Source organism: Gordonia sp. NPDC003422 (assembly GCF_053588675.1).
Window position 1 is genome coordinate 84,725 of sequence record NZ_JBSFQL010000007.1, and the last position, 20,715, is coordinate 105,439.

The following is a 20,715-nucleotide window of genomic DNA, read 5'->3' on the forward strand; positions in this document are numbered from 1 at the left end:
TATATGCGCGACGACAAGCTGCTGACCCGAATCTCCGCCCTGTTGCGTCAGGCCGAGAACACCGACAACGAGCATGAGGCGGAGACGTTCATGCAGGCGGCCCAGCGTCTGGCCACCGCGTCGTCGATCGATCTGGCGGTTGCCCGTGCGCACGACCCGGCGGCGCGGACCAAGACGATCCCGATCTCCCGGCAGGTGGTGCTCGGTGAACCCGGCAAGCGTGGGCTGCGCACGTACGTGCAGCTGTTCGTGGCGATCGCGCGGGCCAACGACGTGACGGTCGACGTCGCACACAACTCGACCTACGTGCTGGCCTATGGATACGAACTCGACATCGATGCGTGCGAGACGCTGTACACGTCGCTGATCGTGCAGATGGTCGCGGCCAGCGACGCCTACCTGCGGTCGGGTGCCTACAAGGGCGAGACCTTCGCCCGCGTTGTGACCAAGGGCAATGGCTGGCGGGCGCGACGGGTCGTCGAGGAGAAGCCGTTGTCGCCGATCACCGCTCGGCTGAACTTCCAGTCGGCGTTCGCCGAGCGGATCGGCCGTCGGCTGTCGGAGGCGCGGGACGCGGCACGCGCGGAGGCGATCGAGGCCGAACGCGACTCGGCTCAGCCCACACGGTCGACGGCGGTCGCGTTGCGCAACAAGGAGATCGAGGTCAGCGACTTCTACCGGACCGAATCGAAGGCGCGCGGGACGTGGCGACCGTCGAGTGCGTCGGCCGGATACTCGGAGGCTGCACGTCGTGCCGGAGACAAGGCGGGTCGTCGGGCCAAACTCGGACCCGACCGCGAATTCGGGGCGCCGCGAGGGGCATTGGAGGCGTGACGACCGCCATCGCCGACGATCAGATCTTCGGCTGGTACCAGCGCGCCGACTCGGTACGGGCCATCGGCTTCGGTGCGCCGACGTACTTACGGGTCCAGCGCCCGATGGTGCCCTCGTCCGTAACGAAGGCGTGCACCACCAGCGCGGTGACCACCAGGATGCAGCCGAAGAAGAACAGCCAGCTGATCGCGATGAACACGACGCCGAGGGTGCCGTAGTGCTGGGTGGTGTTCTCCACGATGCGGGGGAGCGCAATCCGACTGCCGACCAGATAGGCGGTCACCAGTGCGCCGGTGACGGCTCCGTTCACGATGAGCAACCGCATCGGAACCTGCGTCGAGACCAACAATCGCGGGATGAGTGTCCACGTGATCGTCCAGATGATGAACGTCACCGCGATGACCAGGATGATCCCGAGGACACCACTGTCGTCGATGTGGATGTTGAAGATGGTGTTGGTCTTCAGGTCGGTGGCAAAGCCCTGGAAGATGACTGCCACCGGAATGCTGAAGATGACCACCACCCAGCGCCACCAGCCGCTCAACGGCAGCTTGGTGACCTGCCAGATCGAGACGTACATGCGTCCGAGCGCGCGCGCCAGCGAGGTGGCGCCCGCGATGCACATCAGTGCGCCGATGAACCCGAAGGTGCCGACGGTGGCGTCGTTGCTCGACGACACGAAATCGACGTGCTCGGAATGCATGCCCAACGACTTGAGAGCCTCGTCGAGGTACGAACTGCCCGGCAGCGTGGTCATGAGGATGACGATGGGCAGGATGCCGGTGAAGGCCTGCGCGGCCAGGGTCATGGCCCGGTCGGTGATGTTGCCGCGGATGATGTCGGTGATGATGCGCATCAGCAACGTCCCGCCGGGCATCACCTGAACAAACTCGTACACCTTGATCGCGAAGGCCTGACCACGGGCGATCCACGTTTGCAACAGTGCGCGGAGTGCGGCGAAGCGGCGCTCGTCCAAAGGCGATCGGGTGTCGTCGGAGGACGTCTCCTCGGTCTTCGACGCATCCCGGTCGTCGGTCGACGGGTTGGCCTCAGCGGGCATCGTGACTCCAATCGCGCGATGGCAGGAAACTATCATCGCCGACGAACCCGACGGTCTGAGGCAGGGTAGGTCTGGTGGCGCCCAGAGATTCGTTGCGTAGCCGGTTCTATACCGCGGAGCGGCTGGTGCTCAACATGTTCGATCGCGCCGGACCGACGCGGACCGTGCAGATCGCCGGCACCGAGCTCACGCTCCCCGTCGAGGCGCGTTTCGCGTCGATCGATTCGGTGCGGGATCACGTCCGGGAGGTATTGGCGATGCCTGCCGTGCAGGACCGGTTCCCGCGCGCGGCGGTGCAGGTGTCGGTTCGCGCCCGACGCGGCTTTCGCCTAGCGCACTACGAGCCCGAGAGTGCCACGATCGCCATCCCGGAATCACGTGAAGGACGTTGGGCGATGCGCGAACTCGTTGCGCTGCACGAGATCGCGCATCATCTCGACGACTCCGGTGGGCCCGCGCATGGTCCGGGGTTCGCGAACACGCTCATCGACCTCGCGGGTATCGTGCTGGGCCCGGAGGTGGCATTCGTGTATCGGGTGGTGCTCGCGGATTCGGGTTTGTGAGCATTCGATCTGCCGGCTAGGTGGGGCCTGCGAGCCAACCCGCTGCCTGAGGTGCGAGCCTCCGAGCCAACCCGCTGCCTGAGGTGCGAGCTTGCGAGCCTCGAAGGCCTGGCGACCGTTTCTATCTGGTCACCCAATTGTCTTGTGTCACCAGGCCCTTCGAGGCTCGTCGCTAGCGCTCCTCGCACCTCAGGGAGCGGCAAGGACCGGGGAGCGGTGGAGGGCTCAGTCGATGCCGTCGCCGCCAAGCAGCGGAAGGCGAGTGGCGGCTCGCTGTCAGTCGATGCCGTCGCCGCCCAAGAACGTCAGGTAGCTCGGGTGTTCGGGGTCGAGCACGAGGCGCTGACGCCGACCGCGCGCTTTGATGAGGTCGGGGACGACGGTGAGGTAGCGGGGGAAGCTGGCCGCGTAGACGTCGACGCGGAGTCGGTGTCCGGGTTCGAGGACGGCGTCGGTCGGGACGAGGTCGACGTCGATGCGCACCGGTTCGTCGGCGGGGACGGGCAGCTTGCGCTTGCGGGACAGGAAGTGGTGGGCGCGCAGCAGGTGTCCGTCGTCGGAGTAGGTGGACATGCTCTTGTCGAGCGCCCGGTTGGACGACGACAACGCGCCGTTGGTGAGGACCGTGGAGGTGCCGTCGGGGGCGACGTCGTTGACGGTGACGGCCCAGATCGCCTCGTGCGCGGTGGTGGCGACGTTGAGACGCAGGTTCATCGCGCCGCTGATCGGGGTGGATTCGGTGACCGGTGCGCTGGTGAACGAGAGCGCACCGCCCTCCTGGTAGCGGGCGTCGCGGCTGTAGGAGTTGCCGAGTGCGATCGTGGCGCCGGCCGTCACCTGCGACATGTCGCGTGACCGCAGGCCGCGGACGTCGGGGTGGATGTGCAGCGACGAGACGTCGGCGTTGGGGGTGAGGCTCAGCGAACCGTCGTGCACGGCGTGGTCGGCGGTGGCCGACGACTCGTCGACCAGGTAGAGGCGGTGGGTGCGCACGCCGGCGCGCGGGAAGCTCGGCCCCGACGTCCACGCGCCGCCCTGCTGCAGCATGGTCACCGGGCCGTAGTACTCGACACCGTTGCGCTGGTTTTTGAGCCAGCGGTCGAACCAGGCGCGCTCGAGGACGTCGAGCCGCGGTGGTGCGAACTGGCCGCCGTACCCCGATCCGACGTCGAAGTGGTAGCCGTCGCCGACCACCATCTGCTTGCGGCCGGGTTCCATGTCGAGCCGCTCGTAGACGCCGGTGGCGCTGCGGCCGAAGAGGTCGTGCCACGCGCCGACGGTGAAGGTCGGGACCTCGATGCGATCCACCTTGGGGTCGCGTTCGTCGAAGTAGGGGTCGTCGAAGATGCGGTCGTCGCGGGCGGTGAGGAAGCCCCACAGCAGCGAACCGATCTCTGTTGCAGGCGATTTCACGCGATCGCGGGCCCAGCGCAGGGTGTCGCCGCGCACCAGGTCTCGGACAACGCAGGCCGGGTTGGGTACCCACTTGAGCAAGTTCACCACCGAGAGCCAGGCCGGGATGAAGGCCGACGGCATGCCGCCGGTGATGTAGATGTCGCGGACGATGTCGTCGCAGCCCTCCACCGCGAAAACCGCCTTGAGGCCCTTCGGCTGCTTGTCGGCGGCCTGCAGCGAGTTGATGGCCGAGTACGACCACCCGGCGAGGCCGACCGCCCCGTCGCACCAGTCCTGCGCGGTCACCCAGTCGATGATCTCGACCGAGTCCTGCTGCTCGCGGGCACCGAGGATCTGCCACTTGCCGTGACTGGCGCCGGTGCCACGGACGTCGACGATGATCTGCACGTACCCGCTGCGGACCAGGTTGCGGTTGATGCCGAAGACGTCGAAGACCCCGCCCGCGAGGGTCTGGGTGAGGGTCGTCAGCCCTTCGAGGGCGGTGCCTTTGGCGTCGATCGAGCGCGACGCCGAGTGCAGTGCCTTGCCGAGGACCGGGGCGTGCAGCGTCTGGTCGAGGAAGTCGATCGCGGCCCGGTTGTACGGGTTGATGTTGACGATGGCGGGGTAGGGGGTGAGCACGGTCTGACCGAAGCGGTTCGCCGGCCGGATCACCGTGGCACGCAGAGTGACGCCGTCGCTCATCTCTATCGAGACGTCCCGGTCGATGACGACGCGGGGATACAGCTGGGCGCCGTCGACCTGCTCGCGCCAGCGGATGGCATCCGCGCCGCCGGTCGGGTCGCCGAGGGGCAGCGCTCCGAAGTGGGGGGTCGCGGTTGTGCGGCCGGGCTGCGGTTGTTCGGTACCTCGCAGAGCGCGCTTGAGTCCGGTGGTGTCCAGCTGGTACGTCATGGTGCATCACCTGCCTGGGGAGCCGATGCGGCACCGAATCGCGGTGCCCACCGACACCCCGCCGTGTCGGTGACGGGTTGGCCACGAGACGCGAATTACACTGTGTCTTAGGTCACTCCGTCGTTCGCTGAAGAATAACTCAACTTACATATCGGATAGCTAACCGGGTGGCTACTTTTTTGGTCATGCGCACGTAACATGAGGTCAGGCGGCTGTTGGGCTGCGAAAACCATCCGAATGGATAGGTGCGCATCGCCGATTTGGAGCGTCGAGCCCTGGTGGCGTAACCTCTCTGCCGATGTGATGCACAACCGTGCGTCGTATCGGTTCAACCAGAGACCGTTGGTCACCGGACTTGTCCGGCCGAAGGTGCGCGATGTCGCCGGCCCACGCAGGATGAACGAGACGTAGTGCGTGCTGCAAAGTGCGCGAGAACTCTGCGCCCCGTGCCTCCTGTGCCCGGGGCCGTTTGTCGTTTCGCCCCTCGGAAGTCATGACCTGGTTGGTTGAGCCCGACCAACTCTAATGACGAGGAGAGGAGGCGAAGTATGGCCAAGTCCGAAAAGGTCACCGCAGTTGCGGAGATCACCGAGCAGTTCAAGGGATCCACGGCGACGGTCGTCACGGAGTACCGTGGCCTGTCCGTCACCCAGATCACCGAGCTGCGTCGTTCCCTCGGTGAGGGTGCAACCTACTCCGTCGCCAAGAACACCCTGGTGAAGCGTGCCGCAGCCGATGCGGGCGTGGAGGGACTCGACGAGCTGTTCAGCGGTCCGACCGCGATCGCCTTCATCGAAGGTGAGCCGGTTGTCGCTGCAAAGGCGATCAAGACGTTCGCCAAGAACAACAAGTCGCTGGTCATCAAGGGCGGATACATGGACGGCAAGCCGCTGTCCGTGGCGGAGATCGAGAAGATCGCCGACCTTGAGACCCGTGAGGTGCTGTTGGCCAAGCTCGCCGGTGCCATGAAGGGCAACTTGGCAAAGGCTGCCGGTCTGTTCAATCAGCCGGCTTCGCAGGTGGCGCGCCTGGCCGCGGCCCTGCAGGAGAAGAAAACCGAAGCCGGCGAATAACTCGCCGCATCACAACCGATCCCCGCGCTCCGTACGGGGATGAACCACCCCCGTACGGGGATTACAGGAAGGACGCCAACCATGGCGAAGCTCACCGCTGACGAGCTCATCGATCAGTTCAAGGAACTGACCCTGCTGGAGCTCAGCGATTTCGTGAAGAAGTTCGAAGAGGTCTTCGAGGTCACCGCGGCCGCTCCGGTCGCCGTTGCCGCTGCCGGTGCTCCGGCCGCTGGTGGTGCCGCCGAGGCTGCTGCCGAGCAGGACGAGTTCGACGTCGTCCTCGAGGCTGCCGGCGACAAGAAGATCCAGGTCATCAAGGTCGTCCGCGAGGTCGTCTCCGGACTGGGCCTGAAGGAAGCCAAGGACCTCGTCGAGGGTGCTCCGAAGGCTCTCCTGGAGAAGGTCGACAAGGACGCCGCCGAGGCTGCCAAGGCCAAGCTCGAAGAGGCCGGCGCCAAGGTCTCCGTCAAGTGATCTGAGCGCTTCGGCGCTTGCACTCACGAACCCGGGACAGCATGACTGTCCCGGGTTCGTTGCTGTTTGGGCTCCGAAGATCTCGGTAAACAATCCCGCTGACCTGCGGAAATGAGCCGGCGTCGTGCCCGCAAAATCTCGGGGAAGAACTTCTTCCCCGGGGTTCGTAGTCGTCCGCGAGAAAATTCTGGGGAGGACTCCAAGGGTGGGGGAAGAAGTTTCTTCCCCTAGTTTTGTGGCGCCGGTTCGCGCCGCCGACGAGAATGCCGCCGCTGCGCACTCATGGCAACCACGTGGTCGGCCGGCCATTGATCCGTTTGAAGTTGAGCCCGGCTTCCGGGCTCAACTTCAAACGGATCGCACTTCCACCTCGTCGCCGCGCCTACCGGGTGCGCGGAAGCGCCGACCGACAGTCCGACTACTATCTGCGCGTGCCTGCTGTGTTCACCGGTGCCCACAAGCGCCTCAACATCATTGGTGCCGTGGTGTTGGTGGTGGGAGTGGCACGGGTGTTCGCCCAGCCGTGGCTGTTCCACGTCGGGCCGATCAAGTACTGGGGTCCGCCGGTGGATTTCCAGGTCTACCGGTACGGCGGTGGGTTCCTGGTGGACGGCACGCATCTCTACGACGGCAACGTGCCGACGATCAACGACGGCCAGATCCTTCCGTTCACCTATCCGCCGTTCTCGGCGCTGGTCTTCGCGCCGCTGAGCTGGTTGCCGGTCCGGGTGGGTGCGGTCGTCATGGCGATCGCCGGATGCCTGGTGGTGTGGTGGCTGATCCGGCTGCTGCTGCGACGTGTCGGATGTGGCGACCTCCCCGTCGGGTGGTCGATGATCCTGACCGCCGTCGCCCTGCAGATGGAACCGGTCCGCATCACGCTCGACCTCGGTCAGGTCAATCTGCTGCTGGTCGCGCTCATGGTCGCCGACACGATCTGGGACCGGCGGCCGGCCTGGCTGGAGCCTTATCGGGGGCTGATGGTCGGCTTCGCCGCGGCGATCAAGCTGACACCGGCGGTGATCGTCATCTACTACCTCGCGCGCAGGCAGTGGCGGGCCGCGTTCAACGTCGGACTGGGTTTCCTTCTCTTCTCCGGGATCGCGTGGGCGATCACGCCGTCGGACTCGCACAAGTACTGGACGTCGACCCTGTTCGACGCCGACCGGATCGGTGGGCTCGCCTTCGCCTACAACCAGGGCATCGCCGGCGTACTGGCTCGGATGGGACTGTCCGAGTCCGACCGATCGCACTGGTGGCTGTTGTTCACGATTGTCGCCGCGATCTACTGCCTTGTCCTGGCCCGTGTGCTCGCAAACCGCGGTGAGGTCGAGCTCTGTCTGCTGGTCGCCTCGGCGGTGGCACTGCTGGGTGCTCCGGCGGCGTGGATTCACCACTGGGTGCTGACGTCGGTGTTCATCCTCGTCTTCCTCGTCGTCGGCATCCGGGCGCGCGATCGGGTGTTCATCGGTCTCGGCGTGCTCGGGCTGGTGGCGCAACTGCCCGGGCCGTCGCTGTTCCTTCCTAAGACCGGATTGAAGGAACTGGACTGGAACTGGTGGCAGGTCATCTACGGAGATCTGTCGCTGATCTGGCTTCTCGTCGTGCTCGCCGGGGCGTGGTGGCTTTCGCTCACACGGGTTCAGGGGAAGTGGCGTAGGACACCTTTTCCGGCGCCCGACGGTGAGTTGTACAGATGACCAGGTCTTATTGCGCTGCCGGTCACAAAATTGGTGCGATTCCGACTTCCCTCACGGCGAGAGCATGAGATACCCTCATGCGGCAGGCAGGGTTACCGGCTGGTAGCTTTCTCTGCGACCAACGCTGAGAAAACGATCCGGTGAGGGGATCGGTGGCTGAGCGTCCGCTACAGTGACCCCAACCACAAATTGCACCGGTTCGTGTGTGGCCGCACCGTGGGGCCGCCGCAGGGGGCAGCGATCGTCTGGAGGAAGCAGTGGGTGTAGAGGTCAGTGTCGAAGGACTCACCAAGTCATTCGGGTCTCAGAACATTTGGCGTGATGTCACGCTGACGTTGCCGTCGGGTGAGGTGTCGGCTCTGCTGGGCCCGTCGGGTACCGGTAAGTCGGTGTTCTTGAAGACCCTGATCGGTCTGCTGCATCCCGAGCAGGGGTCGGTGATCATCGATGGCACCGACATCACCAAGTGCTCGGCCAAAGAGCTCTATGAGATCCGCAAGCTGTTCGGTGTGCTGTTCCAGGACGGTGCACTGTTCGGTTCCATGTCGCTGTACGACAACATCGCGTTCCCGCTTCGTGAGCACACGAAGAAGAAGGAGAACGAGATCCGCGACATCGTGATGGAGAAGATCGACCTGGTCGGTCTGACCGGTGCCGAGGACAAGCTTCCCGGTGAGATCTCCGGCGGTATGCGCAAGCGCGCCGGCCTCGCGCGTGCACTCGTGCTGGACCCGCAGATCATCCTGTGTGACGAGCCGGACTCGGGTCTGGATCCGGTGCGTACCGCGTACATCTCGCAGCTGTTGATCGACATCAACGCGCAGATCGACGCGACGATCCTGATCGTGACGCACAACATCAACATCGCCCGCACCATCCCGGACAACATCGGCATGTTGTTCCGTAAGGAGTTGGTGATGTTCGGGCCGCGTGAGCAGCTCCTCACCAGTGAGCAGCCGGTGGTCAAGCAGTTCCTCTCCGGCGACCGGTTCGGTCCGATCGGCATGTCCGAGGAGAAGGACGAGGCGGTCCAGAAGCAGGAAGAGGCCATGCAGGCCGCCGGTATCGGTGGTGGCGGTACCAAGGACGACTTCTCCGAGATCATTCCGCAGGTGCAGCCCAATCCGGGTATGCCCGAGCGCAAGGCGGTCGCCCGTCACCGTGAGCGGGTGATGGAGATCCTGCCGTCGCTGCCGCAGAACGCCCAGCAGGCCATCCGCGAATCGATGGAGCACGAAGACCAGCTCCGCGCCGAGGCACAGGCACACGGCGAGGCCCAGCAGTCGGGCGGCCAGTATTCCGGCGGCGCAGGCGAATGGACTCAGGTCAAAGGGGGCGGCGGAGTCGCGGTCGCCGATTCCAAAACCGACGTGATCGAGTATCCGGGCAACGATGCGCCCACCCAACAGTGGGGCGTGCCGGACAACTCGCAGACGCAACCCATCGACACCAATCGGGGTGATGTGTCGGGTCACGAAGGGCGGGGCACCTAGGAATGAGCAATGCCACCACGCGTGGCGTCGATCGAATCGCGAAAGCCGGTACGGGTGCGCTCGAACAGACCGGCAATATCGTTCAGCTCTTCGTCGATGTTGCACGCCAGACTTTTGTGCGCCCGTTTCAGTGGCGGGAGTTCATCCAGCAGGCGTGGTTCATCGCCAGTGTGACGATCTTGCCGACGGCACTCATCGCGATCCCGTTCGGCGCCATCGTCTCGCTGCAGACCGGTTCGCTGATCAAGCAGCTCGGTGCAGAGTCCTATACGGGCGCGGCGAGCGTGTTGGTGGTGATTCAGCAGGGGTCGCCGTTGGTGACGTCGCTGCTGATCGCGGGTGCTGCCGGGTCGGCGGTCGCCGCCGACCTCGGTTCCCGGACCATTCGTGAAGAGATCGACGCGATGGAGGTCTTGGGAATCAACCCGATCCAGCGTCTGGTGGTTCCGCGCGTGCTGGCCATGGTGCTGGTCGCGATGCTGCTCAACGGGCTGGTCGCGGTGATCGGCATCGGCGGCGGCTACTTCTTCAACGTCGTCGTGCAGGGCGGTACACCGGGCGCCTACCTCGCGTCGTTCGGTGCGCTGGCACAGTTGCCCGATCTCTACGTCTCGACCTTCAAGGCGGCGATCTTCGGTGTGCTCGCCGGCGTCGTCGCCGCCTACAAGGGTCTGCATCCCAAGGGCGGTCCCAAGGGTGTGGGTGACGCGGTGAACCAGAGTGTGGTCATCACGTTCCTGCTGCTGTTCCTGGCCAACCTCATCATCACTGCGGTCTATCTGCAGATCGTCCCGCCGAAGGGAAGTTGACGATGTCCAACGGTAACGGTGGGGTGACGATCGCCAAGAGCCGGCCCGAGTACTACGCGTACGAGGTCCGCAAGTTCGCGGGCAAGCCGCTGAAACTGCTCGACGGCGCGGGCGAACAGATGTCCTTCTACGGACGCACGCTCGCGTGGATTCCGCGGACCCTGGTGCACTACTCCCGCGAGGTGCTGCGGCTGCTCGCCGAGGTCGCGTTCGGTTCGGGTGGTCTTGCCGTGATCGGCGGAACCATCGGCGTGATGGTGCTGATGTCGGGGTTCACCGGCGTGGTCGTCGGACTGCAGGGTTACGCCGCGCTCGACCAGATCGGTTCGCAGGCGCTGACCGGCTTCCTCTCCGCCTACGTCAACACCCGCGAGGTGGCGCCCCTGGTCGCGGGTCTCGCGTTGTCGGCGACGGTCGGTTGTGGTTTCACCGCGCAGCTCGGTGCGATGCGTATCTCCGAGGAGATCGACGCACTCGAGACCATGGCGGTGCCGTCGATCCCGTTCCTCGTCAGCACCCGCGTGATCGCCGGCTTCGTGGCCGTCATCCCGCTCTACGTCCTCGGTCTGCTCTCCGCGTACCTCGCCTCCCGCGTGATCACCACGGTGTTCAACGGTCAGTCGGGTGGCTCTTATGACCACTACTTCAATCTCTTCTTGCCACCCGGCGACGTGTTGTGGTCGTTCGGCAAGGTCTTGGTCTTCGCGTTCGTGATCATCCTGGTGCACTGCTACTACGGCTACTACGCGAGTGGCGGCCCGGCCGGCGTCGGCGTGGCCGTGGGACACGCTGTCCGTGCCGCGTTGGTGCTGATCGCGATCCTCGACTTCTTCCTGGGTCTGGCCATCTGGGGCACGACGACGACCGTGCGAGTGGGGGGTTAGCCGCGTGACCGTTCTGCGCCGACGTCTGCTCGGTCTGGTGTTCTTCATCATCGTCGCCCTGTTCTTCGCGGTGACCGTCATGAAGTTCAACAACACGTTCACCGACTACACCGAGGTGACTCTCAAGACGGATTCGACCGGTAATGCACTGCCGACGAACGCCGACGTGAAGGCGCGCGGCATGGTCGTCGGTGTGGTGCGCAACGTCGAGCCTGCTCCCGACGGAACCGTCGACGTGATCCTGGGTCTGTACCCGGACAAGGCCGACGCGCTGCCCGCGTCCACCACCGCCCGCATCCTGCCCAAGACCCTGTTCGGTGAGCGCTACATCGCCCTGCAGGTGCCCGACACCACCGGCGGCCCGACGCTGAGCAACGGTGCGGTGATCCAGACCGACAGCAGCGGCAACGCCAAAGAGGTCCAAGAGCTCTTCGACAAGTTGCTCCCCGTGCTCGAGGCGATCCCGCCGCAGGACCTGAACGTCACGCTGACCTCGTTGTCGACGGCGCTGGCGGGGCGCGGCGAACAGATCGGGACGACGCTGGAAGAGCTGAACACGATCTTCACCCGGATCAATCGCAGCCTGCCCGACCTGCAGGGCACGTTGCGCGGGCTGGCGTCGTTCTCCCAGACGTACTCCGACGCCCTCCCGGACGTGGTCGACGCGCTCGACAATTTCCGGACGACGAGCAACACGATCGTGGAGCGGCAGGGTGATCTGCGGACCCTGATCGCGACGCTCGGTGTCGCCGCGACCGACACCACCGTGTGGCTGCAGCAGAACCGGGCAAACCTGATCGACCTGTTCGTAGGGTCGGAGCCGTTCCTGGTGGGTCTCGCCAAGCAGTCACCGACCTTTGTGTGCACGTTCCGCAACTTCGCCGGCCTGATCCCCGAGTCACGACGCATCGTCGGGCAGGGCACCAAGAACCCGGGCGTGCACGTGAACCTGCAGTTCGTGAATCCTCGCGGCCGCTACCTGCCCAACCAGGACGAACCGCGCTTATTCGATCTGGACCCACCCGCGGTGTGCTACGAGAAGGCCACCAACGGCCGTCCCTTCCCGCAGTACCCGGGCGGCGGTCTCGCCGACGGCAGCTACCAGCCACCGTCCCGTAACCCCGGCCCGCGCACGATGCCGCAGCTGCCGCAACCGCAGTTCGCTGCGATGCCGGCCGGCACGATCCGGGCCAACCCGTACGACGACCCCGACTACGTCAACCAGCTCAAGGTGATCTACGGGGCCACCAGCGGGGTGGATCCCAAGGACGTGCCCACCTGGGTGACGCTGATCGGTGGCGCCGCATTGCAGGGAGCGAAGGTCGACATCAAATGAAATCGATTGTCGGACCTCTCACCAAGCTCATCATCTTCGCGGTGGTGACTGTCGTCGCGACGAGTCTGCTCGCGCTGACGATCGCCAACGCCGGCGGCGACGGTGACGCCGAGTACTCGGCGCAGTTCACCGATGCGACGCTGCTCAACCCCGGTGACGACGTACGTATCGCCGGTGTGCGCGTCGGGCAGGTCACCGGCGTCGAGGTCGTCCGGGTGACCGAACGCAACGAGGAGGTGTCGCGGGCGCTGGTCAAGTTCAACCTCGACCGCGACTCCCTGCCCGCGGGCACCCAGCTCTACATCCGCTACCGGAACCTGACTGGACTGCGCTACCTCGCCCTCGAACGCGGCGCGGGTGATCCCACCCAGACGGTCTCGCAAGGACACACGTTCGGCACCAATCCCGCGGTGCGTGACACCCACCCGCCGGTGAACCTGACCGAACTGTTCAACGGTTTCCGGCCGCTGTTCCAGCAGTTGTCCGCCGACGACGTGAACAAGCTGTCCGAGGAAATCATCGCGGTCTTCGACGGGCAGAGCTCATCGATCGCGTCGCTGGTGAGCAGTACAGCCGACCTGACCAATGCGATCGCCGACAAGGATGCCGTGATCGGTGAACTGATCACCAACCTGACGAAGGTGCTCGAGACGGTCAACCGCAACGACGCGCAGTTCACCAGCCTCCTCGACAACACCGAGCGACTGGTGACCGGTCTTGCGGCGCAACGCGGTTCGGTGGGGTCGGCGATCACGTCGGTGTCGAATCTGACCACCGTGACCGCCAACATCCTCGGACAGACGCGGCCGTCGATCCAGGGCGACATTGCCGGATTGAAGGCCCTGGCCGACCAGATCAACGCCCGCGATGACGACGTCAACGAGACGTTGAACAATCTGCCGGTGAAGCTGATGAAGATCGGCCGCGCGGCCAGCTTCGGTTCTTGGTTCCAGTTCTATCTGTGTGGCATCGACGTCGTCGCCGGCAACGGCAAGTCGGTGTTGCTGACCAAGCCGCTGATCCCGCTGCCCAACATCAATCACGTGCTCTACACCAACGCGGCAACCCGCTGTTGGGCCAACGAACAGCCAGGGGGGTGAGAATGATGACCGACCAGTCCAACGCATCCGATTCCGAAGATCAGGAACCGCAGCAGACCCATCCGCATCGCCGCTTCGGCGGACGGCGCAGCCCGGTCAGCATCGGCGCGATCGGCATCCTCATCCTGTTGATGCTCGCCATTTCGTCGTTCTATCTGACGTCGCTTCCGCTCGTCGGTGCCGGTGCGCGCTACACCGCGAAGTTCACCGAGGCCGCCGGACTCAAGCCGGGCAACGAGGTCCGTGTCGCCGGTGTGAAGGTGGGCGAGGTCGACGGCGTGGAGCTCGACGGCGACCGCGTCAACGTCACGTTCCGGGTGAACAACACCTGGATCGGGAACCAGACCCAGGCGTCGATCCAGATCAAGACCATCCTCGGGCAGAAGTTCCTGGCACTGGTCCCGCGCGGCAGCGAGCCGGCCGATCCCGACGAGCCCCTCACCGACACCGTCGCTCCCTACGACGTGGTCGAGGCCTTCTCCGACGCCGCCAAGCAGCTGACCGGCGACCCCAACGGCGGTGATCCCGGGATCAACACCACGCAGGTCGCGACGTCGCTGCGGACGTTGTCGGATGCGTTCTCGGGTACCGCCGGCGACATGGGCCCGGCGCTCGACGGCATCGCCCGTCTGTCGTCGACCATCGCGAGCCGCGACCAGGAAGTGCAGCGGCTGCTGGTGGCCACCAAGGACACATCGAAGATCCTGGCCGATCGCAACGAGGAGTTCGTGCGCCTCATCGCGGGTGCCGGACAGCTGCTCGACGAACTGAACAATCGCCAGCGTTCCATCTCGGCGCTGCTCGCGAGCACCACCAGTCTGAGCACCTCGCTGACCGGCATCGTGCGCGACAACGAGAAGCAGATCGGTCCGGCGCTCGACGCGATCAACGGCGTCAACCAGCTGCTCATCGCGCAGAACCAGAACCTGCGCAAGACCATCACCTACATGGCGCCGTTCTATCGGCTCTACGCCAACGTGCTCGGCAACGGTCGCTGGTTCGACCAGGTGGTCGTCAACCTGCTGCCGCCGGGTCTGCCGCAGCAGAACACCACGCGTCCGCCCAACAAGAAGGCGGATCAGAACAACGGTGGAACGGAGGCCGGCTGATGACCGCGCCCGACCTCACCCGGACGTCCGGTCCGGGCCGCTGGTTCACGCCGCGGCACATCGTCTACATCGTCATCGGGCTGATTCTCGCGTTGATCCTCGCGGGTGCCCTGTCGTGGGTGTTCTCGTCGCTGGGCACCACCAAGATCACCGCGACCTTCAAGCGGACGGTCGGCATCTACGAGGGTTCCGACGTGCGGGTGCTCGGTGTCGCGGTCGGCAAGGTCGACTCGGTGGAGCCGCAGGGGGAGACCGTCAAGGTGACCATGACGGTCGATCGTGGTGTGGACCTGCCCGCCGATGTCCGTGCGGTACAGATCATTCCGTCGGTGGTCGCCGACCGCTACGTCCAGCTGGCCCCGGCATACACAGGTGGTCCCAAGGCTTCCGACGACATCACCTTGGGCCTGGACAAGACGCTGGTTCCGGTCGAGGTCGACCAGATCTATCGGAGTGTCAAGGAGCTGTCCGACGCGCTCGGACCGCAGGGCGCCAACAAGAACGGCGCGGTGAGCGACGTGATCGCCACCGGTGCCGACAACCTGTCGGGCAACGGCGAAGCGCTGGGCAAGGCGATCGAGAACCTGTCGAAGGCCTCGACCACCCTCAGCGATTCGCGCGGCAACCTCGTCGACACCATCAAGAACCTGAACGTGTTCGTCGGCGCGCTGCGGCAGAACGACGCGCAGGTGCGTCAGTTCAACACGCAGATGGCGTCGTTCAACACGTTCCTCGCGGGTGAGCGCAACCAGCTCGCGACGTCGTTGAACCGGCTGTCGTTCGCGCTCGGCGATGTCGCGACGTTCATCGCGGACAATCGGGAACAGATCGGTGAGACCGTCAAGGATCTGCAGCCGACGACGCAGGCATTGCTGGACACCCGGAACTCCTTGAAGGAGATCCTGACGGTGCTGCCGGTGACGCTGAACAACCTGATCAACGCCTACGACGCCGAGTCCGGCACGCTGGCGCTGCGTCTGACCATCCCGGATCTGCAGGATCTGATCGGCGCCCAGTGCCGTCTGCTCGACCTCGGCAAGCTGATGCCCGGCAACCCGGCCTTCGTGCAGTTCAGCACGAGGCTCGCGCCGCTGATCAGCCAGTGCGAGAACATCGGTAGGCAGATCAAGAACCGGGTGCTCGAACCGCTTCTGCCGGTGCTGCCGTTCGGCATCATGAGCAACGACAAGCTGCAGCGCTACCCGGTGCCGGGAACCGTGCCGGGCAACCCGGATCCGAACCTCACGACCCCGACGTCGACCCGGGCACCTGCGACGCCGTCGACACGACCGTCGCGCACCCCGGCGTCGAGCACACCGCGGGGAGGCAACTGATGACCCGTCCCGTCCCGATCGTGCGAGCGGTTCCGCGTCGCGTCACGCGAGCTGCCGCCGTGGCCGTGCTGTTGTCGATGGTGTTCGCGATCGCCGGCTGCGGGAGCAACGGCATCCAGTCGATCCCGCTGCCCGGCGGTGTCGACACCGGCGACAACCCGCGCACCTACAAGATCCAGTTCGACAACATCCTCGACCTGGTGCCGCAGTCGATGGTGAAGCAAAATGGCATCCCGGTCGGCCGTGTAACCAAGATCGAGGTGCCGGGTCAGGAGTGGTTCGCTCAGGTCACCGTCGAGGTGAAGAACGAGGTCGATCTGTCGGACAAGGCGCTGGCCAGCGTTCAGCAGACGTCGCTGCTCGGCGAGAAGTTCGTGGCGCTGGCCGAACCGCCGAACACGGCCGACGCGCCGCGGCAGAACCCGGATCAGCCGATCCCGCTCACCCGGACGCGCACCGCGACCGATATCGAGCAGGTTCTCGGTGCGCTGGCGATGCTGCTCAACGGTGGTGGCCTCAACCAGCTGCAGCCGATCGTCACCGAACTGAACAAGGTGCTCGGTGGCCGTACCACTGAGGTGCGGAGCCTGCTGAAGCAGACAAACGTCCTCATCACCGGCCTCAACCGTCAGCGCGACGACATCATCCGGGCCATCGACGGCCTGGCTGCGTTGTCGACTCGCACGGCTGCTCAGACTGCTCAGATCGACCGCATCCTCAAGCAGTTGCCCGCGGGTATCGAGGTGCTCGAGCAGCAGCGGCCGCAGTTCGTCGACCTGCTGACCAAGCTCGACAAGCTCGGCCAGGTGGGCACCGATGTCCTCGGCAAGTCACGCGAGGCGCTGATCACCGACCTGAAGGCGCTGCGTCCGATCCTGACGCAGCTGGCCAAGTCGGCGCCCGATCTGATCACCGCCGCGCCGCTGATGCTGACCATTCCGTTCCCGGACTGGATTCTGCCGGGTGTGCACGGCGACTCGGCCAACCTGTTCATGACGCTCGACTTCCGGCTGCTCAACCAGCTCGAGGCGCTCGGCGTCGGGCAGGGAAGGCCGAAGTACTCGCCCAACGCGCGAGTGAACGTTCCGGTCAACCCGGCCAACCCGTACTACGGCGGCAACGGCCCGCGGTACGGCTGGCCGACCATCACCCTGCTGCCGCCTGCGCCCAACTCGCGGCCGGGGCCCAACACACCACCGTCGGGCGGCACGTATCCGGCGTCGTTGCCGAAACCGGTGCAGCCGGGCCAGCGATTCTTCGACGGTCCGCTCGCGATGCTGGGGGTGCAGCCGTGATCAGCAGATTCGTCAAGATCCAGTTGATCGTGTTCGTGATCGTCGGGCTGGTGGCGATGGTGTACGTCGGTGCCAGGTACGCGCGGCTGGACAAGCTCGCAGGATTCGGGACCTACAAGGTGACGGCGCAGATGGCCGATTCCGGCGGCATCTTCACCAACGCCGAGGTGACCTACTTGGGTGTGCCCGTCGGACGCGTCGGTGAGCTGAAACTGACGCAGACGGGAGTCGACGTCACCCTCGACCTCGATTCGGGCGGCCCGGAGATCCCGGCATCGGCGGTGGCCGTGGTGGCCTCCCGGTCGGCGATCGGTGAGCAGTTCGTCGACCTGCAGCCGCGCTCGAGCGGTGCGCCCTACCTCGAAGACGGTTCGACGATCACACGCGAACACACGCAACTCCCGCCGCCGCTTGAGGACGTGGTGGCCTCCGCGATCGACTTCACGTCGTCGATCCCGGTGGACGACCTGCACACGGTGATCACTGAGCTCGGCAAGGCGTTCAACGGGCAGAGCGAGAACCTCACCCGACTCGTCGATTCGCTTTCTCGGCTGAGCCGGGCCGGGGTGGAGAACCTCGGCGCGACCGTCGCACTGATCGAGGACTCCAACGTCGTGCTGGCCACCCAGGCCGAGCAGTCCGACGAGATCCTCGCGTGGTCGCGCAACATCAACCTGATCACCGCGACGCTGCAGTCCGCCGATCCGGATCTGCGCCGACTGCTGACCACCGGAACGCTGGCCGCGACGCAGGTCTCCAACCTGATCCAGAAGAACGGCGGCGACATCGCCAAGGTCGTGAGCGACCTGTCGCAGGTGGTGCGCACCATCGAACCGACGTCGTTCGCGGTGTCGCCGACCTTTGCGATGCTCTCGGCGTTGTCGGCGGGCAGCTACAGTCCCGCGCCCGGCGACGGTCAGATCCACTTCGGTGTGGTGCTCGAGACCAACAACCCGGCGTCGTGTACCCGCGGTTACGAGGGCACCCAGGCGATGATCGACCGGATGAAGGCCCAGAACCCGGCCTTCAACGTCCACTACGACGAGTTCCCGTTCAACACGAACGCGAAATGTACTGTGCCATTCGGCAATCCGACAGGGGTGCGCGGCGCGGAGCGGGCCAAGTACTCCAATCCGGCCTACCCGCAGCCGTGGGACAAGACGCCGAAGAAAGACCCCGACAAGCTCAACCTGAATCCGCTCGCGACCCAGCTGGCGATCCTGTTGGGTGTCCACCAGAAGTAGGTCGGCCTGCAGGCCTGTCGATTCCATCGCGGATTGGCAAGTTCTCAGGTGCGATCGTTACAGTGACGGCCGATGAAGACTGACAAGAACCCGCGCAACGACGCGCAGCAGCCGACGGCGAACGACGCCGATCGCCGGCCCCGCAACATCGTGGGGGTGCTGGCGATCGTTGCGGTCGCTGTGGCCGTGGCGTGTGCGGGATTCTTCGGATACCAGGCCTACGAGGCCTACTTTGTCCAGAAGCCGATCCAGCAGGCCCGCGACGAGGCGACCGCCGCCGCCGAACAGGCCATGGTCAACGTCACCACCATCGATCCTGCGCGCCTCGACGAGTGGCAGAGGAATCTGAACGCATCGTTCACCGGTGGGGCGCTCACCCAGGTCAACAACCAGATCCAGGCGTCGTTGATCGACCCCCTGCGCAAGGCCGCCAACCAGAAGCGGATCACAACCGGTGCGGTGAAGAGCTCGGCTCCGACCGAGGTCAACGCCGACGACGGAACCGCGAAGGTCCAGGTGTACGTGAACGTGGTCGGCAGCGCCGACGGGAAGCAGTCGGACCCGGTGACGATGGGATTTCTTCTGCACATGAACAAGGGGTCCGACGGCACGTGGAAGGCCGACACGGTCTTCCCGCTTGACGGTATGGCCGTGCAGGAACAACCCGGTCAGCGCACCACGCCGAGCACGCCGGTGACCCCGCCCCAAGGTGGTGGGAACTGATGGCACCACGTAGTCCACGACCACGAAGTATCGGACCGCGCACACCACGCACTCCCGGATACCGGCCACGCGTCGCCGGGTCGCGGTCGAACGTCGACGACTCCAACTGGTCGTCGGGTCCCGCGCAGCCGGACCCGGCCGATCAGTCCGGCGCTAACGTCGCGGCGGACGTCGCTGCTCCCGCCACCGGCACCGATCCGGAACCGGACACGACGCATATCGAACGTGCCGACGACCCTGCGATCTCAGACGACGCCGACACCGCGGAGACTGTACCCGCGGACGAGGCCGAGACCGTAGAGACCGAGACGGACGCGGCACCCAGTGCCGAGCCGGACACCGACGCCGGCGCTGCGAAGGCCGACGCCACCGAGGCTGTGACCCTGGACAAGCCGACGGGCAAGACGCGCACGGTGTCGCGGGTCTCGACCCTGCGTTCCGGCGCGGACGCCCCGCCGACGAAGAGTGGTCCTGCGTCGGACGCCAAGCGCCCGGCGAGCGCACGTGCAAAGTCGGGGTCGGCGGCCGTGACCGGGTTCGGACGCCAACTGGCAACCGGGCGGGGCTGGTTCAGCCGGCGCACGGTCGCCATTCTCGCGGCCGTGGCCGCCGTGCTCGCGGTGCTTGCCGCCATCGCAGCGGCCCATCCGGGTGCCGACATCGGACCGAACCGCGCGTACATCGACACATCGGCGACGGCCGAACTGTCCGGGCAGGTCGGCGCCAAGATCTGCACGGCCATCGCCTACCAGGGCCCGAACGTCGACGAATGGGTGCGCCAAGCCCACGCCGTCCTGTCCGGAGAGGCCCGCAAGAACTTCGACTCCGTGGTGCCGACCCAGCGCGACCTGATCACCAAGACCAACATGGTCGCCGAATGTCGCGTGGATTCGATCGGCGTCAAGAATCTGACCGAGGACGGCCAGGGCACCGTGCTGGCCAGCCTCATCGTCAGCCAGTCGATCAACGGGATGGCCGTCAACAGCGGTGTCCCGGCCCTGGAGATCAGTGCCGAACGCTCGGGCGACAACTGGATCATCAACAAGATCCTGACGCTCAGCACCGGCGGCTGAGGCGTCGAGTTTGGTGGCCATCCTCTGAACTGGGGAAATGCCCTTGGGTCGTACCCACAAAATCTAGGGGAGGAGTTTCTTCCCCGAGGTTCACAGTCGTCCGCCAGAAATTTCCGGGGGAGGACTCAAAGAGTAGGGGAAGAGTTTCTTCCCCTACTTTTTTGTGGCGGCGGGCTTCGAGGCCCGCACCTCGGTCGGCGGGAGAGGCCCCGCCGAGCTGCGGGCAACAAAGTTTCCACAAAAATGCGCGTAGCGCTTGACGTGGGGACGAAGTCGGTCCACGCTGTGACCAGCGATTGAC

Annotated in this window: 18 protein-coding genes; 16 read left to right on the forward strand and 2 right to left on the reverse strand. The window is 65.4% G+C overall.

The window, feature by feature from the left end:
- Nucleotides 1–3 precede the first annotated feature (3 nt).
- Nucleotides 4–834, forward strand: a complete 831-nt coding sequence (locus ACWDTF_RS08210; RefSeq protein WP_240860101.1) for a DUF2786 domain-containing protein — start codon at nt 4–6, stop codon at nt 832–834.
- 19 nt (nt 835–853) lie between these two features.
- Here the strand turns inward: ACWDTF_RS08210 and ACWDTF_RS08215 are convergent, their stop codons facing one another.
- Complete coding sequence (locus tag ACWDTF_RS08215; RefSeq protein ID WP_355275482.1) at nt 854–1,894, reverse strand: hypothetical protein; 1,041 nt, start codon at nt 1,892–1,894, stop codon at nt 854–856.
- Nucleotides 1,895–1,968: 74 nt separating this feature from the next.
- Here ACWDTF_RS08215 and ACWDTF_RS08220 point away from each other — a divergent pair, with 74 nt between their 5' ends.
- A complete protein-coding gene (locus tag ACWDTF_RS08220; protein WP_240860105.1) occupies nt 1,969–2,457 on the forward strand; it encodes a TIGR04338 family metallohydrolase in 489 nt (162 codons plus the stop codon).
- A gap of 276 nt (nt 2,458–2,733) precedes the next feature.
- On the opposite strand, the gene ACWDTF_RS08225 is transcribed toward ACWDTF_RS08220, so the two are convergent.
- Entirely contained in the window at nt 2,734–4,767 is a 2,034-nt protein-coding gene (locus ACWDTF_RS08225; protein ID WP_433258187.1) for a CocE/NonD family hydrolase, read from the reverse strand.
- Between the two features lie 548 nt (nt 4,768–5,315).
- On the opposite strand from ACWDTF_RS08225, the gene rplJ reads away from it, so the two are divergent.
- The 14 genes from rplJ to ACWDTF_RS08295 all read left to right on the forward strand — a co-directional run bounded on the left by rplJ (nt 5,316) and on the right by ACWDTF_RS08295 (nt 20,414).
- Nucleotides 5,316–5,840, forward strand: coding sequence for a 50S ribosomal protein L10 (rplJ, locus tag ACWDTF_RS08230; RefSeq protein ID WP_355275486.1), 525 nt, complete (start codon nt 5,316–5,318; stop codon nt 5,838–5,840).
- An 81-nt stretch (nt 5,841–5,921) separates the two neighbouring features.
- Entirely contained in the window at nt 5,922–6,314 is a 393-nt protein-coding gene (gene rplL / locus ACWDTF_RS08235; RefSeq protein ID WP_355275488.1) for a 50S ribosomal protein L7/L12, read from the forward strand.
- Between the two features lie 431 nt (nt 6,315–6,745).
- Nucleotides 6,746–8,014: a glycosyltransferase 87 family protein gene (locus ACWDTF_RS08240; protein WP_433258190.1), complete on the forward strand. Its 1,269-nt coding sequence runs from the start codon at nt 6,746–6,748 to the stop codon at nt 8,012–8,014.
- Between the two features lie 257 nt (nt 8,015–8,271).
- Complete coding sequence (locus ACWDTF_RS08245; protein ID WP_433258192.1) at nt 8,272–9,507, forward strand: ATP-binding cassette domain-containing protein; 1,236 nt, start codon at nt 8,272–8,274, stop codon at nt 9,505–9,507.
- 2 nt (nt 9,508–9,509) lie between these two features.
- Nucleotides 9,510–10,316 carry an ABC transporter permease gene (locus ACWDTF_RS08250; RefSeq protein WP_433258194.1) on the forward strand — a complete coding sequence of 269 codons (807 nt, stop codon included), beginning with the start codon at nt 9,510–9,512 and terminating at the stop codon, nt 10,314–10,316.
- A 2-nt stretch (nt 10,317–10,318) separates the two neighbouring features.
- Nucleotides 10,319–11,200 (forward strand): ABC transporter permease, encoded by an 882-nt coding sequence (locus ACWDTF_RS08255; RefSeq protein ID WP_433258196.1) that lies wholly within the window; start codon nt 10,319–10,321, stop codon nt 11,198–11,200.
- 4 nt (nt 11,201–11,204) lie between these two features.
- Nucleotides 11,205–12,536, forward strand: coding sequence for an MCE family protein (locus tag ACWDTF_RS08260; protein WP_240860119.1), 1,332 nt, complete (start codon nt 11,205–11,207; stop codon nt 12,534–12,536).
- The gene (locus ACWDTF_RS08265; protein WP_240860121.1) at nt 12,533–13,636 is read left to right on the forward strand and encodes an MCE family protein; all 1,104 of its coding nucleotides are present in this window, start codon (nt 12,533–12,535) and stop codon (nt 13,634–13,636) included. The genes ACWDTF_RS08260 and ACWDTF_RS08265 overlap by 4 nt, the downstream gene beginning before the upstream one ends.
- 5 nt (nt 13,637–13,641) lie before the next feature.
- On the forward strand, nt 13,642–14,745 hold the full coding sequence (locus tag ACWDTF_RS08270; protein ID WP_240860123.1) for an MlaD family protein: 1,104 nt from the start codon (nt 13,642–13,644) through the stop codon (nt 14,743–14,745).
- Nucleotides 14,745–16,079: an MCE family protein gene (locus ACWDTF_RS08275; protein WP_355275499.1), complete on the forward strand. Its 1,335-nt coding sequence runs from the start codon at nt 14,745–14,747 to the stop codon at nt 16,077–16,079. Before ACWDTF_RS08270 ends, ACWDTF_RS08275 begins: the two co-directional genes overlap by 1 nt.
- 77 nt (nt 16,080–16,156) lie before the next feature.
- Complete coding sequence (locus tag ACWDTF_RS08280) at nt 16,157–17,374, forward strand: MCE family protein (protein WP_433259415.1); 1,218 nt, start codon at nt 16,157–16,159, stop codon at nt 17,372–17,374.
- Complete coding sequence (locus ACWDTF_RS08285) at nt 17,371–18,618, forward strand: MCE family protein (RefSeq protein ID WP_240860126.1); 1,248 nt, start codon at nt 17,371–17,373, stop codon at nt 18,616–18,618. Before ACWDTF_RS08280 ends, ACWDTF_RS08285 begins: the two co-directional genes overlap by 4 nt.
- A 72-nt stretch (nt 18,619–18,690) precedes the next feature.
- Nucleotides 18,691–19,341: a hypothetical protein gene (locus ACWDTF_RS08290; protein ID WP_240860128.1), complete on the forward strand. Its 651-nt coding sequence runs from the start codon at nt 18,691–18,693 to the stop codon at nt 19,339–19,341.
- Nucleotides 19,341–20,414: a hypothetical protein gene (locus tag ACWDTF_RS08295; RefSeq protein ID WP_449754264.1), complete on the forward strand. Its 1,074-nt coding sequence runs from the start codon at nt 19,341–19,343 to the stop codon at nt 20,412–20,414. Before ACWDTF_RS08290 ends, ACWDTF_RS08295 begins: the two co-directional genes overlap by 1 nt.
- The last annotated feature ends 301 nt before the right edge of the window (nt 20,415–20,715 follow it).

Bases quoted from the DNA above. Each gene is read 5' to 3' on its own strand.
- ACWDTF_RS08215 (WP_355275482.1), bottom strand. From the start codon at position 1,894: ATGCCCGCTGAGGCCAACCCGTCGACCGACGACCGGGATGCGTCGAAG.
- ACWDTF_RS08270 (WP_240860123.1), top strand. From the start codon at position 13,642: ATGACCGACCAGTCCAACGCATCCGATTCCGAAGATCAGGAACCGCAG.
- ACWDTF_RS08225 (WP_433258187.1), bottom strand. From the start codon at position 4,767: ATGACGTACCAGCTGGACACCACCGGACTCAAGCGCGCTCTGCGAGGT.
- ACWDTF_RS08295 (WP_449754264.1), top strand. From the start codon at position 19,341: ATGGCACCACGTAGTCCACGACCACGAAGTATCGGACCGCGCACACCA.
- ACWDTF_RS08255 (WP_433258196.1), top strand. From the start codon at position 10,319: ATGTCCAACGGTAACGGTGGGGTGACGATCGCCAAGAGCCGGCCCGAG.
- ACWDTF_RS08280 (WP_433259415.1), top strand. From the start codon at position 16,157: ATGGTGTTCGCGATCGCCGGCTGCGGGAGCAACGGCATCCAGTCGATC.
- ACWDTF_RS08265 (WP_240860121.1), top strand. From the start codon at position 12,533: ATGAAATCGATTGTCGGACCTCTCACCAAGCTCATCATCTTCGCGGTG.
- rplJ (WP_355275486.1), top strand. From the start codon at position 5,316: ATGGCCAAGTCCGAAAAGGTCACCGCAGTTGCGGAGATCACCGAGCAG.
- rplL (WP_355275488.1), top strand. From the start codon at position 5,922: ATGGCGAAGCTCACCGCTGACGAGCTCATCGATCAGTTCAAGGAACTG.
- ACWDTF_RS08210 (WP_240860101.1), top strand. From the start codon at position 4: ATGCGCGACGACAAGCTGCTGACCCGAATCTCCGCCCTGTTGCGTCAG.
- ACWDTF_RS08275 (WP_355275499.1), top strand. From the start codon at position 14,745: ATGACCGCGCCCGACCTCACCCGGACGTCCGGTCCGGGCCGCTGGTTC.
- ACWDTF_RS08290 (WP_240860128.1), top strand. From the start codon at position 18,691: ATGAAGACTGACAAGAACCCGCGCAACGACGCGCAGCAGCCGACGGCG.
- ACWDTF_RS08250 (WP_433258194.1), top strand. From the start codon at position 9,510: ATGAGCAATGCCACCACGCGTGGCGTCGATCGAATCGCGAAAGCCGGT.